Source organism: Candidatus Pantoea soli, assembly GCF_007833795.1.
GTDB lineage: Bacteria > Pseudomonadota > Gammaproteobacteria > Enterobacterales > Enterobacteriaceae > Pantoea > Pantoea soli.
This window is the reverse complement of sequence record NZ_CP032702.1, coordinates 3300631-3315510: the sequence shown is the minus strand read 5'-3', so window position 1 is coordinate 3315510 and position 14880 is coordinate 3300631. Positions and strand designations below refer to the sequence as shown.

The 14880-nt window shown below is 58.8% G+C and carries 15 protein-coding genes; 10 read left to right on the top strand and 5 right to left on the bottom strand.

Going from position 1 to position 14880, the window contains the following annotated elements; genetic code table 11:
• Positions 1-13: 13 nt before the first annotated feature.
• The 3 genes from rnr to D8B20_RS15265 all read left to right on the top strand — a co-directional run bounded on the left by rnr (position 14) and on the right by D8B20_RS15265 (position 5060).
• Complete coding sequence (gene rnr / locus D8B20_RS15275) at positions 14-2452, top strand: ribonuclease R (protein ID WP_145889650.1); 2439 nt, start codon at positions 14-16, stop codon at positions 2450-2452.
• A 122-nt stretch (positions 2453-2574) separates the two neighbouring features.
• Positions 2575-3309 carry a 23S rRNA (guanosine(2251)-2'-O)-methyltransferase RlmB gene (gene rlmB / locus D8B20_RS15270; protein ID WP_145889649.1) on the top strand — a complete coding sequence of 245 codons (735 nt, stop codon included), beginning with the start codon at positions 2575-2577 and terminating at the stop codon, positions 3307-3309.
• A 122-nt stretch (positions 3310-3431) separates the two neighbouring features.
• Positions 3432-5060 carry an isovaleryl-CoA dehydrogenase gene (locus D8B20_RS15265; protein WP_145889648.1) on the top strand — a complete coding sequence of 543 codons (1629 nt, stop codon included), beginning with the start codon at positions 3432-3434 and terminating at the stop codon, positions 5058-5060.
• Here the strand turns inward: D8B20_RS15265 and bsmA are convergent.
• Positions 5034-5360 (bottom strand): biofilm peroxide resistance protein BsmA, encoded by a 327-nt coding sequence (bsmA, locus tag D8B20_RS15260; protein WP_145889647.1) that lies wholly within the window; start codon positions 5358-5360, stop codon positions 5034-5036. The two genes, D8B20_RS15265 and bsmA, sit on opposite strands and share 27 nt — an antisense overlap.
• Before the next feature lie 54 nt (positions 5361-5414).
• Positions 5415-7346: a methyl-accepting chemotaxis protein gene (locus tag D8B20_RS15255; RefSeq protein ID WP_145889646.1), complete on the bottom strand. Its 1932-nt coding sequence runs from the start codon at positions 7344-7346 to the stop codon at positions 5415-5417.
• A 159-nt stretch (positions 7347-7505) separates the two neighbouring features.
• Between D8B20_RS15255 and yjfP the strand changes: the two genes are divergently transcribed.
• Positions 7506-8255 carry an esterase gene (gene yjfP, locus D8B20_RS15250; RefSeq protein ID WP_145889645.1) on the top strand — a complete coding sequence of 250 codons (750 nt, stop codon included), beginning with the start codon at positions 7506-7508 and terminating at the stop codon, positions 8253-8255.
• A 52-nt stretch (positions 8256-8307) separates the two neighbouring features.
• On the opposite strand, the gene D8B20_RS15245 is transcribed toward yjfP, so the two are convergent.
• A complete protein-coding gene (locus D8B20_RS15245) occupies positions 8308-8517 on the bottom strand; it encodes a hypothetical protein (protein WP_145889644.1) in 210 nt (69 codons plus the stop codon).
• 383 nt (positions 8518-8900) lie between these two features.
• Here D8B20_RS15245 and rpsF point away from each other — a divergent pair, with 383 nt between their 5' ends.
• From rpsF to rplI, 4 genes are read left to right on the top strand one after another with little or no spacing between them, the layout of a single operon-like run.
• Positions 8901-9296 (top strand): 30S ribosomal protein S6, encoded by a 396-nt coding sequence (gene rpsF, locus D8B20_RS15240; protein ID WP_145889643.1) that lies wholly within the window; start codon positions 8901-8903, stop codon positions 9294-9296.
• Between the two features lie 6 nt (positions 9297-9302).
• Entirely contained in the window at positions 9303-9620 is a 318-nt protein-coding gene (priB, locus tag D8B20_RS15235; RefSeq protein WP_145889642.1) for a primosomal replication protein N, read from the top strand.
• 4 nt (positions 9621-9624) lie between these two features.
• Positions 9625-9852: a 30S ribosomal protein S18 gene (gene rpsR / locus D8B20_RS15230; RefSeq protein ID WP_000135199.1), complete on the top strand. Its 228-nt coding sequence runs from the start codon at positions 9625-9627 to the stop codon at positions 9850-9852.
• 39 nt (positions 9853-9891) lie between these two features.
• Positions 9892-10341, top strand: coding sequence for a 50S ribosomal protein L9 (gene rplI, locus D8B20_RS15225; RefSeq protein WP_145889641.1), 450 nt, complete (start codon positions 9892-9894; stop codon positions 10339-10341).
• Between the two features lie 59 nt (positions 10342-10400).
• Here rplI and D8B20_RS15220 read toward each other — a convergent pair whose 3' ends face one another.
• On the bottom strand, positions 10401-11060 hold the full coding sequence (locus D8B20_RS15220) for an OapA family protein (RefSeq protein ID WP_186454384.1): 660 nt from the start codon (positions 11058-11060) through the stop codon (positions 10401-10403).
• A 185-nt stretch (positions 11061-11245) separates the two neighbouring features.
• On the opposite strand from D8B20_RS15220, the gene bamJ reads away from it, so the two are divergent.
• The gene (gene bamJ, locus D8B20_RS15215) at positions 11246-11866 is read left to right on the top strand and encodes a BamJ family beta-barrel-assembly machinery protein (protein WP_145889639.1); all 621 of its coding nucleotides are present in this window, start codon (positions 11246-11248) and stop codon (positions 11864-11866) included.
• A 31-nt stretch (positions 11867-11897) separates the two neighbouring features.
• On the opposite strand, the gene D8B20_RS15210 is transcribed toward bamJ, so the two are convergent.
• Positions 11898-13844, bottom strand: coding sequence for a bifunctional 2',3'-cyclic-nucleotide 2'-phosphodiesterase/3'-nucleotidase (locus D8B20_RS15210; RefSeq protein ID WP_145889638.1), 1947 nt, complete (start codon positions 13842-13844; stop codon positions 11898-11900).
• Between the two features lie 281 nt (positions 13845-14125).
• Between D8B20_RS15210 and cysQ the strand changes: the two genes are divergently transcribed.
• Positions 14126-14872, top strand: a complete 747-nt coding sequence (cysQ, locus tag D8B20_RS15205; RefSeq protein WP_145889637.1) for a 3'(2'),5'-bisphosphate nucleotidase CysQ — start codon at positions 14126-14128, stop codon at positions 14870-14872.
• The last annotated feature ends 8 nt before the right edge of the window (positions 14873-14880 follow it).

Below are 14880 nucleotides of genomic sequence, written 5' to 3'. Positions count from 1 at the left end.
CGGAGGAACCGTAATGTCAAAAGATCCTTTTCAGGATAGAGAAGCTGAAAAATACGAAAACCCTATTCCCAGCCGCGAGTTCATTCTGGCGCTGTTAGAAAAACGTGAGAAACCGGCGAGCCGCGAAGAGATCGCCGAGGCGCTGAATATCACCAGCGAAGATCAGCTGGAGGCGCTGCGCCGTCGCCTGCGCGCGATGGAGCGCGACGGGCAGCTGGTGTTCACCCGTCGTCAGTGTTATGCCCTGCCGGAGCGGCTGGATCTGCTGCGCGGTAAAGTCATTGGCCATCGTGATGGCTACGGCTTCCTGCGCGTGGAAGGGCAGAAAGACGATTTCTACCTGTCAGCCGAGCAGATGAAGTTCTGCCTGCACGGCGACGTAATTCTGGCGCAGCCGGGCGGGGCCGATCGCAAAGGCCGGCGCGAGGCGCGCGTCGTGCGCGTGCTGGAGCCGCGCAACAGCCAGATTGTGGGCCGCTACTTTACGGATGCCGGTACCGGTTTTGTCGTCCCGGACGACAGCCGCCTGAGCTTTGACATCCTGATCCCCCAGGATGACACGCTGAATGCGCGTATGGGCTCGGTGGTGGTGGTTGAGATTATGCAGCGCGCCACGCGCCGCACCAAAGCCATCGGTAAAATCACGGAAATTCTCGGTGATAACATGGGCACCGGTCTGGCCGTGGATATGGCGCTGCGCACCCATGAAATTCCGCACGCCTGGCCGGAAGACGTTGAGAAAGAGATTTCGAAGCTGAAAGAGCAGGTCCCGGAAGCGGCGAAGAAAGGACGCGTCGATCTGCGTCAGCTGCCGCTGGTTACCATTGATGGCGAAGACGCCCGTGATTTCGATGATGCCGTGTACTGCGAGAAAAAACGCGGCGGCGGCTGGCGTTTGTGGGTCGCTATCGCGGATGTCAGCTACTACGTGCGTCCGGGCACCGCGCTGGATACCGAAGCGCATCAGCGTGGCACCTCGGTCTATTTCCCGTCGCAGGTTGTGCCAATGCTGCCGGAAATTCTGTCCAATGGTCTGTGCTCGCTGAATCCGCAGGTGGATCGCCTCTGCATGGTGTGTGAGATGACCATCTCCGCCAGCGGCAAGCTCACCGGCTACAAGCACTACGAAGCGGTGATGAACTCCCATGCGCGCCTGACGTACACCAAAGTGTGGAACATTCTGCAGGGCAACCCGGAGCTGCGCGAGCAGTACGCTGCGCAGGTTAAACATCTGGAAGAGCTGCACCGTATGTATCAGGTGCTGGAGACAGCGCGCGAGCAGCGTGGCGGTATCTCATTTGAAACCGAAGAAGCGAAGTTTATCTTCAACGCAGAGCGCCGTATTGATCGCGTTGAGCGCACAGTGCGTAACGATGCGCACAAACTGATTGAAGAGTGCATGATCCTCGCCAACATCGCCTCTGCGCGCTTTGTGGAGAAGAATCAGGAGCCGGCGCTGTTCCGCGATCACGATCGTCCCAGCGAAGACAGCATCACCAGTTTCCGCACGGTGCTGGGCGAGCTGGGTCTGAGCCTGCCGGGCGGCAGCAAACCGCAGCCGATCGATTACGCTGACCTGCTGAAGCAGATCGCCGATCGTCCCGATGCGGAAATGCTGCAAACCATGCTGCTGCGCTCCATGAAGCAGGCGGTATATGACCCGGAAAACCGCGGCCACTTTGGTCTGGCGCTGGCCTCGTATGCCCACTTTACGTCGCCGATTCGCCGCTATCCGGATCTGCTGCTGCACCGCGCCATCAAGTATCTGCTGGCAAAAGAGCAGGGAACGCTGAAAGGCAACACCACGCCGACCGGTGGCTACCATTATGATATGCAGCAGATGCTGCAGCTCGGACAGCACTGCTCCATGACTGAACGCCGCGCCGATGAAGCAACGCGTGATGTCGCTGACTGGCTGAAGTGCGATTTCATGCAGGATCAGGTCGGGAACATCTTCAACGGTGTGATCTCCAGCGTTACTGGCTTCGGCTTCTTTGTCCGCCTTAACGATCTGTTTATTGATGGCCTGGTGCACGTCTCCACGCTGGACAATGACTACTATCGTTTCGATGCGGTGGGGCAGCGGCTGATTGGTGAATCCGGCGGTCGCACCTACCGGCTGGGCGATGCCGTGGAAGTGCGTGTGGATGCCGTGCATATGGATGAGCGCAAAATCGACTTTGCGCTGATCTCCAGCAAGCGCGTGCCGCGTGGCGAAGGTAAGACCGCGCGTGAACGGGAAAAACGCGGCGGTAAACCGGCAGGCAAGCGTCGTCGTGATGCCGGACGAAAAGGCAACTTTGAGCCGGATGCCGCTTTCCGCAGCGAGAAAAAGAAACCCGCTGCGGAGAAAACCGAGAAAAAAAGCAAAAAAGTCTCGGAAAAAACCCGTAAAATCGCCGCCGCCACCAAAGCTAAGCGGGCCGCGAAGAAAAAAGCCAGCGAGGCGTGATCGCCGACCTCAGCACGCGGCACCGCTGCGGCTGAGTGCCGCAATTTGCAGGGGGCGCATGCGTGCGCCCTCTGACATCGGTTGCAGAATTCATTGATAGTTATCCAACCTTGAGCAAAGTAATGAGCGAAATAATTTTTGGCATTCATGCCGTGCAGGCGCTGCTGGAGCGCGATCCCCAGCGTTTCCAGGAAGTGTTTATTCTCAAAGGCCGCGACGATCGACGCCTGCAGCCCCTGATCGCGGCACTGGAAGCTCAGGGCGTGGTCATCCAGCTGGCGAATCGCCAGTGGCTGGATAGTCAGGTGGAAGGCGGCGTGCATCAGGGGATCGTGGCGCGCGTGAAGCCGGGTAAACATTATCAGGAAGGCGACCTGCCGGATCTGCTGCAATCGCTGGAAAAACCGTTTTTGCTGATCCTTGATGGCGTGACCGATCCACACAACCTCGGTGCCTGCCTGCGCAGCGCGGATGCTGCTGGCGTGCACGCGGTTATCGTGCCGAAAGATCGCGCTGCCCCGCTCAACGCCACGGCGAAAAAAGTGGCCAGCGGCGCGGCAGAGAACGTCCCGCTGATTCGCGTCACCAACCTGGCGCGCACCATGCGTCTGCTGCAGGAGTACAATGTCTGGATCGTCGGCACGGCCGGTGAAGCGGACCACACGCTGTATCAGAGCAAGATGACCGGCCCGATGGCGCTGGTGATGGGGGCGGAAGGAGAAGGGATGCGGCGTCTGACGCGTGAACACTGCGACGAGCTGATCAGCATTCCGATGGCCGGTAGCGTCTCTTCCCTTAACGTTTCCGTGGCAACCGGCGTGTGCCTGTTCGAAGCGGTACGCCAGCGCCTGGCGTGATCCGCGCCGCAAAACGTTTGCCGTACCAGGCATAACAATACAGCCGCTCCATACTTATACCCTGATAATTCAGACTGCAAAGGTTGTTCTGCAGTCTGAAGAATGACGGGAGAGGAGCGTTTATGACCTGGTCCACGCACAATGTTGTTAATCAGCCACATCCACTCAGCAACAGCAATCTGTTCACCCGTGACGTCGCCCTGTGCGAGGCCGTAGCCCGTGAAGGCGCGGGCTGGGATCGCGAATGGCTGGCTTCTGTTGGCCTGCAGCTGGGCAGTGCTGAATCCCTCGAACTGGGCCGCCTGGCCAACGCACAGCCGCCGGAACTGCTGCGCTACGACGCGCGCGGCGAACGCCTTGACGAAGTGCGTTTTCATCCGGCCTGGCATCTGCTGATGCAGGGCGTGTGCGCCAGCCGTCTGCACAATCTCAGCTGGCAGCCCGACGTGCCGCCCTGCGCCATGGTCGCGCGCGCGGCGCGTTTTATTCTGCATGCGCAGGTCGAAGCCGGCTCGCTCTGTCCGGTTACCATGACGCACGCCGCGATTCCTCTGTTACAAACGCATCTGCCGCCGCCGTATGCCGGCTGGCGCGACAGCCTGCTCAGCGATCGCTATGACGCCCATCATGTGCCCGGCTCGCAAAAACGCGGTTTGCTGATTGGCATGGGAATGACAGAGAAACAGGGCGGGACGGATGTGTTGAGCAACACCACGCGCGCTGAGCCGCTTGGTGCGCGTGGCCCCGGCGAGGCGTACCGCATTACCGGGCATAAATGGTTTTTCTCGGTGCCGCAGAGCGATGCCCATGTGATCCTGGCGCAGACGCCGCAGGGCATAAGCTGCTTCTTTCTGCCCCGCCTGCTGCCGGATGGTACGCGCAACGCCATCCGCCTTGAACGGCTGAAAGACAAACTCGGAAACCGCGCCAACGCCAGCGCGGAAGCCGAGTTTCAGGACGCGATTGGCTGGCTGATGGGCGAAGAGGGAGAAGGCGTAAGGCTGATCCTGAAAATGGGTAGCATGACGCGTTTTGACTGCGCGCTGGGCAGTCATGGCCTGATGCGCCGCGCGCTGGCGATTGCATTACATCATGCCCGACAGCGGCAGGTCAGCGGCAGAAGTCTCAGCGATCTGCCGCTGATGCGTGCCGTGCTGGCGCAGCATGCGCTGCAGCTTGAAGGGCAGACCGCACTGCTGCTGCGGCTGGCGCGTGCCTGGTCTGCGCCGGCCAGCGAGCATGAGCGGCTTTACGCCCGCCTGTTTACGCCAGCGGCGAAGTACGGACTGTGCAAGGCGGGCATCCCCTTTGTCGCCGAAGCAATGGAAGTGCTGGGCGGCATCGGTTACTGCGAAGAGAGTGAGCTGCCGCGGCTGTATCGCGAAATGCCGGTCAACAGCATCTGGGAAGGGTCGGGCAATGTCATGTGCCTTGATGTACTGCGCGTGCTGAAGCGTCAGCCCGGCGTGCTCACCATGCTGCATGACGAATTCGATGCGGTGAAAGGCTGTAACCGTCATTTCGATCGCCGCTGGCGGCAGCTGCGCCTGCAGCTGGCGCGTCCGCAGGAAGCGATGGCGCGCGATCTGACGCAGGATCTGCTACGGCTGGCTGAAGCCGCTGTACTGCTGAAAGTGGCGGAACCGCCGCTGGCAGACAGTGGATGTGCCCGGCTGCTGGATGCGCGCGGGCAGCGTGTGCTGAGCGAGGATCTCTGCAGCCGTTTACTGCTGCGTGCCAGCGCGGCCTAAAGGGGCGCCATACAGAATGGCAGTGGCGTACCACTGGCCCGGCAGCGTGGTATCGTCCAGCATCACAATCTGGTAATAGACTGCACCCGCCTGACTGGCGCGCGCGGCGATGGCGCGCTGGACATCGTCCGGGGAACCGCGTGAGGTGGCGGTAACATTGCCCAGTTTTGGCAGGCCAGCGCTTTGCGCCCGGGTGATCTCCTGCGCCTGCTGCGCGGGCGGCGGAGGCGGTTGCGGCGTGGTGTGCAGTGCGGCACAGCCGCTCAGCAGCAGGCTCAGGATCAGCAGAAGAGAACGCATGGCAGCTCCGGAAAAAGGAAGATGACTTAAGTGTAAGCCATCTTCCGATCCGCATTAGTCGTTAAGACGGAAAATGCTGACCAGCTGGGTCAGGTGATGGCCTTTCTGACTCAAATGGTGGGCCGTGCTCTCGGACTGGCTGATCATATCGCTGCTCTGATGCGTGGCCTGGCTGATGTGGTTCATCGCCAGGTTAACCTGACCAATGCCCGCCGCCTGCTCCTGCGCGGCAATGTTGATTTCACCCATCAGGGTTTTCACCTGCTCAATATGGCTGACAATGTGGTTCATGGCATCGCGCGTTTGCTCCGACAGCGCATGGCCGGCCGCGACTTTATCGATGGAGCTGGCGATCAGCCCGTCGATCTCTTTTGCCGCATTGGCGCTGCGCTGTGCCAGCGCCCGTACTTCCGCTGCCACCACCGCAAAGCCTTTACCGTGCTCGCCGGCACGCGCCGCTTCGACGGCAGCGTTCAGCGCCAGAATATTGGTCTGGAAGGCAATCGACTCAATGACTTGGGTGATATCCGCAATGCTTTGCGACGCGACGCGGATCTCAGACATGGTCTCTACCGAGCGGGCAACGGTAGTGCCGCCGTGGCTGACGGTGCTTGCTGCCTCGCTGACCAGCGCCATTGCCTGGCGCACGTTGGCTGCCGTCTGCGCGACGGTGGCACCAAACTGCTCCATACTGGCCGACGTCTCCTCAACGCTGCTGGCCTGTCGCCCAATCTGTTCACTGATGCTGGAACTGCCGGCGGCAATGCTGTCGGTGCCGCTGCTGATATCGCGGGCCGCCACGCGTACCTGGCTGACCACTTTTTCCAGACCGTCACCGATGCCGTTGATCGCGCCGACCAGCTGACCAATCTCATCATGACGGCGTGAATCGAGGTGCGCCTGCAGATTACCCGCCGCGTACTGCTCCGCCAGGTGAATAACCTGCTGCAGCGGACGGGTAATGGCGCGGCGGCTGTACAGCACAAAGCCCACGGCGAACAGCAGCACCAGCACCAGGCCGGTGACCATAAACAGGTTACGACTATGGTTGATTGGCGCCAGCAGGCTGGCGCGGCTTACCTCACCCGCGATGATCCAGTTCCAGCCCGGCAGTTGCTGCCAGGCCAGCAGACGCGTTTCGCCCTCGTGCGTAATCTCCAGCAGGCCGGCCGGCTGCGTCAGTAACTGCTGCTGCACCTGCGCATCCCAGTCCGGCAGCTTGCCCTCATTGTGCTTATCAAACAGGTATTTGCCCTGACTGCTGCCCGGAGTGCCGTTCAGGACAAAGAAGCTGCCGCTGTCGCCCAGACGGCGCGCCAGCACTTTGTCGCGCATCAGCGCATACTGATTGTCGATTTGCACGCCGACAAACAGAATGGCAATCACATTGCCGCCGTCATCTTTTACCGGCTGATACTGCGTGATATAGCGGTGCCCGAACAGCGTGGCGAGGCCGCGGTAGGTTTCGCCCTTGCTGACGCTGCGCCAGGGCGCGCCGCTGGCGTCAAGCTTTGTGCCGATCGCACGGCTGCCATCCTCTTTTTTCAGCGAGGTGGCGATGCGGATAAAGTCTTCGCCATCCCGGACGAAAATCGTGGTGACCGCGCCAGTACGATCAAAAAAATCATCCACGGCCACCTGGTCGAGGTTCAGTGTTTTCAACCCGGCGCGCAGCGTAGGCGTGCTGAAGTCACCCACCTGAATACGCGCACTCTCGTCACGGCTAAAGCGTTTGGGTAAAAAGCTCTGGAACAGCCGGGTGTAATTTGCCACTTCTTCAGACAGGGTGGCGTTGAACATGGTGGCCATTTCATTAATGCCCAGCACCTGGTTTTGCATATCGTCAATGGCCAGCTGTTCCAGCTGACGTGCTGCGTTATGGCTCAGGGTTAACGTCAGGGCAAACAGCACAATTGCCACGCTAAGAGACGTCAATACAGACAGCTTAATTCCGAGACCCATGGCGCTGAGAGAAAGACGCTTCATAAAGTACCTTTTAATAAAATTGGAGGGATACCGGATCAACGGCAGAAAACGGCAAAGGTTTAGTCCGGCGTTTCGCAGGATGGCAGGGGGAAGCCGCTCGCATTTTCAGGTGCAGTACGTACACTGAGAACAGTGATAATGATTCTCAACGGAGACGGTATGATTGAACTGGCAACGGAGCGTCTGGCGGGCATTGAATGTATTCATGCGGCGCCGGCCGGACAGCGACAGGCACGCTTACCCACGCTGCTGTTTTACCACGGCTTTACCTCTTCGAAAGAGGTCTACAGCTATTTTGCGGTGGCGCTGGCGCAGGCCGGTTTTCGGGTCATTATGCCGGATGCCGATATGCACGGCGCGCGCTACAACGGCGACAGCGACCAGCGCATGACGCACTTCTGGGAGATCCTGCAGCGCAATATCGACGAAGTGCCACAGCTGGAAGCTGTTCTGCATGAAAAAGAGTGGGTGGCCGAAGGACGTTTTGCCGTGGCGGGTGCATCAATGGGCGGCATGACGGCGCTGGGCGCTATGGCGCGCTATCCGCAGATTCAGAGTGTTGCCTGCCTGATGGGTTCGGGCTCGTTTATGACGCTCAGCCAGACGCTGTTCCCGCCGCTGGTGGCGCACACGCCCGCGCAGCAACAGGCGCTGGCGAACCGGCTGGCACCGCTGGCCGCTTATGATCCCAGCCAGCAGCTGCCGCAGCTGGCGAACCGGCCGCTGCTGCTGTGGCACGGTGAAGCGGATGAAGTGGTGCCCTTCGCCGAAACGGAGCGGCTGGTGCGTATGCTGCGGGAGGCGCAACTGGACAGCAGGCTGACATTTTTGTCAGAAAAGCAGACTGGCCACAAAATTACGCCGTCAGCGCTTAACGCGCTGGTCAGTTTCTTTAAGCATCATCTGTAACCCTAAAACGGGCTGGCGCATAAACACCACCAGCCCGTGACGTCAGGCCCGATCACAGCTGTGATGACAAGCGATCGGCGGCGTTGAGGGGCGTGCTGACGGGGTGACTGCTGTCAGGCGCATCCAGCCGGTTAACATAGACATAGCCTGAAGCCGCTTTGCTGCTGTTACTTCTCATCTGCTGCGCATAGTCAGCGGTGCTGGCAAGAGCGGGGGTAGACAGGAAGAGACCCAGTAAAGTGGCGATAATGACCGTTTTCATAATCGACTCCTCACTCCAGGGATAACACTCTCCGGCACAGCCGGTCACAGGGATCGTTGTGCCTGAGGTTATTTTAGTTGTTTACCCGCGCGCTGCCAGCGCGTCCGCCTGAACACCCTCTTCAGTGATTTTGAACAACCTGTCGCTAACGCCCTGAATCGGAAGGCGTAGCACGAAATGCACCCTGTGCTGGCACGGCCGCCGCGATTTAACGCAATGTGCGCTTGAGTTTCCTGGCGGACGCCAGTATGATTACGCGTCAATTTTTCAGCTGCATTCAGAGGTGCGTGATCACTGTGTGATTCACCGCCTTCAACGTTCCTTGCTTCCGTGGGCCGCAGCTGACCCTGACAGGAGGCTGAATAATCCGTAAGGAGCTATCGATGCGTCATTACGAAATCGTATTTATGGTCCATCCTGACCAGAGCGAACAGGTTCCGGGCATGATCGAGCGTTACACTGGTGCTATCACTGGTGCTCAGGGCACGATCCACCGTCTGGAAGACTGGGGCCGCCGTCAGCTGGCTTACCCAATCAACAAACTGCACAAAGCACACTACGTTCTGATGAACGTAGAAGCGCCGCAGGAAGTGATTGACGAGCTGGAAACTAACTTCCGCTTCAACGACGCCGTTATCCGCAGCATGGTTATGCGCGTTAAGCACGCGGTAACTGAAGCTTCTCCGATGGTTAAAGCGAAAGACGAGCGTCGTGAGCGCCGCGAAGACTTCGCTAACGAATCGGCAGAAGACTCAGATGCTGGGGATTCTGAAGAGTAATCCACGATGACGGCAAATCGGCTGCGCCTGTCGGGCACTGTGTGCAAGACGCCAGTTCGAAAAATCAGTCCGTCAGGGATTCCACACTGCCAGTTCATGCTTGAGCATCGTTCTGTGCAGGAGGAGGCCGGTTTTCACCGGCAAGCCTGGTGTCAGATGCCGGTGATTATCAGCGGCAGCGTTCATCAGGCGATTACTCAACATATAACGGTCGGCATGCAACTCACGCTCGAAGGTTTTATCAGCTGCCATCAGGCACGCAATGGCCAGAGCAAACTTGTGTTACATGCCGAGCAGATTGAATTGATAGATTCTGGAGACTAGCCAAATGGCACGTTATTTCCGTCGTCGCAAGTTCTGCCGTTTCACCGCGGAAGGCGTTCAAGAGATCGATTATAAAGATATCGCAACGCTGAAAAACTACATCACTGAAAGCGGCAAGATTGTTCCAAGCCGTATCACTGGTACTCGCGCTAAATACCAGCGTCAGCTGGCTCGTGCTATCAAGCGCGCGCGTTACCTGTCTCTGCTGCCATACACTGATCGTCATCAGTAATTGGCAACTGTCCACACACGACTTTAAGAGGATAAGGTAATGCAAGTTATTCTGCTTGATAAAGTAGCAAACCTGGGCAGCCTGGGTGATCAGGTTAACGTTAAAGCGGGCTACGCTCGTAACTTCCTGGTTCCACAGGGCAAAGCTGTTCCTGCTACCAAGAAAAACGTTGAATTCTTCGAAGCGCGTCGCGCTGAACTGGAAGCCAAACTGGCTGACGTTCTGGCTGCTGCTAACGCACGTGCCGAGAAAATCAACGCACTGGGCACCGTTACTCTCGTTTCCAAAGCTGGCGACGAAGGTAAACTGTTCGGTTCCATCGGTACCCGCGACATCGCTGACGCCGTAACGGCTGCTGGCGTTGACGTAGCGAAGAGCGAAGTTCGTCTGCCGAACGGCGTTCTGCGCACCACCGGTGAGCACGAAGTTGACTTCCAGGTTCACAGCGAAGTCTTCGCTAAACTGGTTGTGAATGTAGTTGCCGGGTAATTCCGTTACCGGGTAATGCGAAAACGCCGGCCTTGTGCCGGCGTTTTTGTTTCCGGCGTTTACTGCGCGCGGATAAAGCTGCCGTCTGGCTGGCGGGTGAACAGCACGGGTCCATTACTGCCATCCACCGTTAAGCCTGTTACCACACCCTGCGCATTCTGCCGGATCTTCACCTGCTGACCACTCTGCAATGCACTCAGCGGCTGTCCGTCGCCTTCCACGCGCGCCATCGCAAACACATCATTCACCGGCAGGTTATTATCGCGAAACAGCTGCGCCAGCGTCTGGCCGGTGGCAACGGTATAGCTGTGCCAGGTTCCCTGCGCATCGCTTTTTGGCTGCGCGCTGTTTTGCGCTGACGATGCGTTATCGTAAATCTCAGCCTGCATGGGCACCGATTTGCCGGCGTTGTCAGCCGGACGCTCTACCGGATACTGCGGCGTGCTGGCTGGCCAGAGAAAGGCCAGCAGCATCACCAGCAGGGCGATCACAATACCGCGGCGATGAAGCGGCGGCAGCGGGTCCATCCAGCGCACGTCATCCAGCAGATGCCAGACGCGCTGCAGAGGGCCGGGCAGGCGCGATGGGGTCTCAGAAGCCATTGATGAATCCTCCTCGTGAGCAGCCGGCGGGGGTGTCGCGGGCAACCAGCGTTGTAACCTTGATAAAAGCGTACGCGGTGTGCGCGTCCTGCGGCGGCGTGGGGCAATCTGGCCCATGTTTTCTCTCTTGTTTTACAGTATGGGCAATGCGCAAAGGAAGTGCCTGCCAGCATTGAAAAATTTGACCGGGGTATTGTTTCTGTTTCGCCGGGAAATGTCATCCGTAGCGCGTGAGATTTTACGCCAGCCGCCTGCGCTGTTATGCTGCCGTTTCAATTTTTCTCCGGGATTAAGGAATCAAGATGACGACCCCTTCATTTGACAGCGTCGAATCACAAGCAAGTTACGGTATCGGTTTACAGGTTGGTCAGCAGCTGCAAGAGTCTGGACTGCAGGGTCTGCAGCCAGAAGCACTGCTGGCGGGCCTGCGCGACGCGCTGGAAGGGAACTCACCGGCGGTTCCGGTTGATGTGGTGCACCGTGCGCTGCGCGAAGTGCATGAGCGCGCTGAAGGCGTGCGCCGTGAGCGCGTGGAAGCGATGGCGGCAGAAGGGCAGAAATTCCTGGAGCAGAATGCCCAGCGCGAAGGCGTAAGCAGCACCGAATCCGGCCTGCAGTTCAGCGTGATCACCCAGGGCGAAGGCCCGATTCCATCGCGTCAGGATCGTGTGCGCGTGCACTACACCGGTAAGCTGATTGATGGCACCGTGTTTGACAGCTCCGTTGCCCGCGGCGAACCGGCTGAGTTTCCGGTCAGCGGCGTGATCGCCGGCTGGATTGAAGCGCTGACCCTGATGCCGGTAGGCTCAAAGTGGGAGCTGGCGATTCCGCACAACCTCGCCTACGGTGAGCGTGGCGCAGGCGCGTCCATTCCGCCGTTCAGCACCCTGATCTTTGAAGTGGAGCTGCTGGAAATTCTGTAAGCCTGTCGGGCGGCGCAAGCCGCCCTGTTCTTCACTTCGGCTGTAAATCCACCTGCCAGAGCGCAAAACCTGCCTCATCGCTGCCGACCGCCTTCATCGGATAATCCGCGTGCTGCGCAATAAACTGCGACGCTTTGCTGCCGGGCGCCGTCTCAAAACGAATATCCAGCGGTGTCTCGCTGTGAATCGGCGCCAGACGCCAGTTATGATCGGCCTGCGGCCTGACTTCGCCGTGCGCCTTGGTTTCGCTGCTGATATACGCGGCCACCACCGCGCGGTTCTCATCCGGGGAAGCAAAGGCCACGTAGCGATCGCCGGTGCCGGCAAATTTGCCCCCGTAAGCGCGGTAATTGTTGGTGGCGACAAGGAAAGTCGCCTGCGGGTCAACCGGTTTGCCCTGCCATAACAGCGCCGTGATGCGCGATGCCTGCGGGTTGATCAGCTTGCACTCCGCATCGTAGCGCGCGGGCTGCGTGACGTCGATCTGGTACTGCACACCATCAATCACATCAAAGTTGTAAGTGCGGAAATCCCAGTTGATCAGCGACTGTGGCCGGGTGGCGTGAGGATCAATCTGATTAAACTGCGCGGCCGAGCACTCCAGCCACTCTTTCACCTGCGCACCAGTGATCTTCATCACCACCAGCGTATTCGGGTAGAGATAAAGATCGGCGGCATTGCGGAAGGTCAGCTGACCTTTTTCCACTTCGGTATAGCTGGCGGGATCGTTATGGCGTCCGCCGGCTTTAAACGGCGCAGCAGCAGAGAGCACCGGCAGGCGGCTGAGGTCCGGATCGCCCTGAATAAAGTGCTCAACGTAAGCGCGCTGGGCATTGTTGACGATCTGCACCGTAGGGTCGTCCTGCACCAGCGACAAATAGCTGTACATCACATCGGCGGAGCGTCCGATGGGTTTTGCCACAAACGCCCGGGTGGCGCGATGATCCTGCGCCAGCACTTTTATCAGGCTGGCATCTTCCGCGGCCAGCGACTTTTTCGCCACGCTGTCATAGACAGGGCGCGCTTCGGCTTTCCCCTGCGTGACCTGCCATTGGCCGCCGGCGTTGCTCAGCACCAGATCGACCACCCCGAGGTGATCGCCCCACATGCCGGGCATCACCGCCGGGATGCCGTTCAGCGTACCCTGCGCGATATCCGCGCCCGGGATTGCAGCGAAATCTTTGCCGGGAAACACGGCGTGCGCATGGCCAAACATAATGGCATTGATGCCGGGCACCTGGCTCAGGTAGTAAACCGAGTTCTCGGCCATGGCGTGATAGGGCTCACTGCTTAAACCGGAGTGCGGTATAGCGATGATTATTTCAGCACCTTTTGCGCGCATTTCCGGCACATAGCGCTTCGCTGTTTCCGTTATGTCATCAACGTGCACTTTTCCCTGCAGATTATTGCGATCCCACACCATAATCTGCGGCGGAACGAAGCCAATATAGCCAATTTTTACCTTGTGCGTCTGGCCGTCGCGATCGATCACGGCGGTTTCCCGGATCAGATAGGGCGTAAACAGCGGTTTTCCGCGCTTTTCATCGATAATATTGGCGTTGATATAGGGGAAGTGCGCGCCGGCCAGCGCTTTTTGCAAATAGGGCAGGCCATAGTTAAATTCATGATTGCCGAGGTTGCCCACGGTGTAATCCAGCGTATTCAGCGCCTTGTAGACCGGATGCACCTCACCGTTTTTCAGCCCTTTCGCCGCACTGTAATCGCCCAGCGGGCTGCCCTGAATAATGTCGCCATTGTCCACCAGCACGCTGTTTTTGGCTTCCGCCCGCGCCTGCTGAATCAGCGTGGCGGTGCGTACCAGGCCGAATTTTTCAGTCGGCGTGTCTTTGTAATAGTCGAAGTCCATCATATTGCTGTGCAGATCGGTGGTTTCCAGAATACGTAAATCCACCGTGGCGGCCTGGGCAGAGGCAGCGCTGATGCACAGCGCCAGTAACGGGATGCGGGCTTTGAACATGGCCTGTTCCTTGTTCGTTCAATGGGCCTCTCAAAATAATGTAAAACCGTGACAAATTATCACTTCAATATGTGATGGCATTCGCGGTTTTACCTCTTTCTGCTGCCCGGTGCGGATTCAGCATCGCGCCATAGCCGCCTGCAGCAATCTATGGTATTGATAATAAAACAAATTGCCGGCGCAGCGGCCACAGCAGCAGGCGGGCTTAGCACAACTGCTAAAATGTCTGAAGATGAGCTGCAGGTGTCTGACCGGCAGAATCAGCGGAAAGGAGGTGAAGTATGCTAGATAACATTTGCCAGCTGGCGCGTGAGGCAGGCGACGCCATTATGCAGGTTTACGCGGGCGCAGCGCCCATGGACGTGACGCGGAAGTCGGACGATTCACCGGTCACGGCTGCCGACCTCGCGGCGCATAAAATCATCGTACAGGGACTGCAGGCGCTGTCGCCGGATGTGCCAGTGCTGTCGGAAGAGGATCCGCCGGGCTGGGAAGTACGTCAGCACTGGCAGAAATACTGGCTGGTCGATCCGCTGGACGGCACCAAAGAGTTCATCAAGCGTAACGGTGAATTCACGGTGAACATCGCCCTGATTGAAAACGGCAAACCGACGCTGGGCGTAGTCTATGCGCCGGCGCTGGGCGTCATGTATTCCGCGGCAGACGGCAAGGCGTGGAAAGAAGAGGGCGGCCATAAAATCCAGATTCAGGTGCGTGAAGCCCGTCCGCCGCTGGTGGTTGTCAGCCGTTCGCATGCGGATAAAGATGAAGAGCTGAAAGAGTATCTTTCCCAGCTGGGCGAGCATCAGACAACGGCAATTGGCTCATCGCTGAAATTCTGCCTGGTGGCGGAAGGAAAAGCGCAGCTTTATCCGCGCTTCGGGCCCACCAATATCTGGGATACCGGTGCCGGCCATGCGGTGGCCGTCGCGGCCGGAGCACACGTGCATGACTGGCAGGGCCGCACGCTGGATTATGCGCCGCGCGAATCGTTCCTCAACCCGGGCTTCCGCGTGTCGCTGTTTTAAACCGCGGT

What these genes read in the sequence shown, in the direction of transcription:
- rnr (WP_145889650.1), top strand. Translation starts at nt 14, where the DNA reads ATGTCAAAAGATCCTTTTCAGGATAGAGAAGCTGAAAAATACGAAAAC.
- rlmB (WP_145889649.1), top strand. Translation starts at nt 2,575, where the DNA reads ATGAGCGAAATAATTTTTGGCATTCATGCCGTGCAGGCGCTGCTGGAG.
- D8B20_RS15265 (WP_145889648.1), top strand. Translation starts at nt 3,432, where the DNA reads ATGACCTGGTCCACGCACAATGTTGTTAATCAGCCACATCCACTCAGC.
- bsmA (WP_145889647.1), bottom strand. Translation starts at nt 5,360, where the DNA reads ATGCGTTCTCTTCTGCTGATCCTGAGCCTGCTGCTGAGCGGCTGTGCC.
- D8B20_RS15255 (WP_145889646.1), bottom strand. Translation starts at nt 7,346, where the DNA reads ATGAAGCGTCTTTCTCTCAGCGCCATGGGTCTCGGAATTAAGCTGTCT.
- yjfP (WP_145889645.1), top strand. Translation starts at nt 7,506, where the DNA reads ATGATTGAACTGGCAACGGAGCGTCTGGCGGGCATTGAATGTATTCAT.
- D8B20_RS15245 (WP_145889644.1), bottom strand. Translation starts at nt 8,517, where the DNA reads ATGAAAACGGTCATTATCGCCACTTTACTGGGTCTCTTCCTGTCTACC.
- rpsF (WP_145889643.1), top strand. Translation starts at nt 8,901, where the DNA reads ATGCGTCATTACGAAATCGTATTTATGGTCCATCCTGACCAGAGCGAA.
- priB (WP_145889642.1), top strand. Translation starts at nt 9,303, where the DNA reads ATGACGGCAAATCGGCTGCGCCTGTCGGGCACTGTGTGCAAGACGCCA.
- rpsR (WP_000135199.1), top strand. Translation starts at nt 9,625, where the DNA reads ATGGCACGTTATTTCCGTCGTCGCAAGTTCTGCCGTTTCACCGCGGAA.
- rplI (WP_145889641.1), top strand. Translation starts at nt 9,892, where the DNA reads ATGCAAGTTATTCTGCTTGATAAAGTAGCAAACCTGGGCAGCCTGGGT.
- D8B20_RS15220 (WP_186454384.1), bottom strand. Translation starts at nt 11,060, where the DNA reads ATGGGCCAGATTGCCCCACGCCGCCGCAGGACGCGCACACCGCGTACG.
- bamJ (WP_145889639.1), top strand. Translation starts at nt 11,246, where the DNA reads ATGACGACCCCTTCATTTGACAGCGTCGAATCACAAGCAAGTTACGGT.
- D8B20_RS15210 (WP_145889638.1), bottom strand. Translation starts at nt 13,844, where the DNA reads ATGTTCAAAGCCCGCATCCCGTTACTGGCGCTGTGCATCAGCGCTGCC.
- cysQ (WP_145889637.1), top strand. Translation starts at nt 14,126, where the DNA reads ATGCTAGATAACATTTGCCAGCTGGCGCGTGAGGCAGGCGACGCCATT.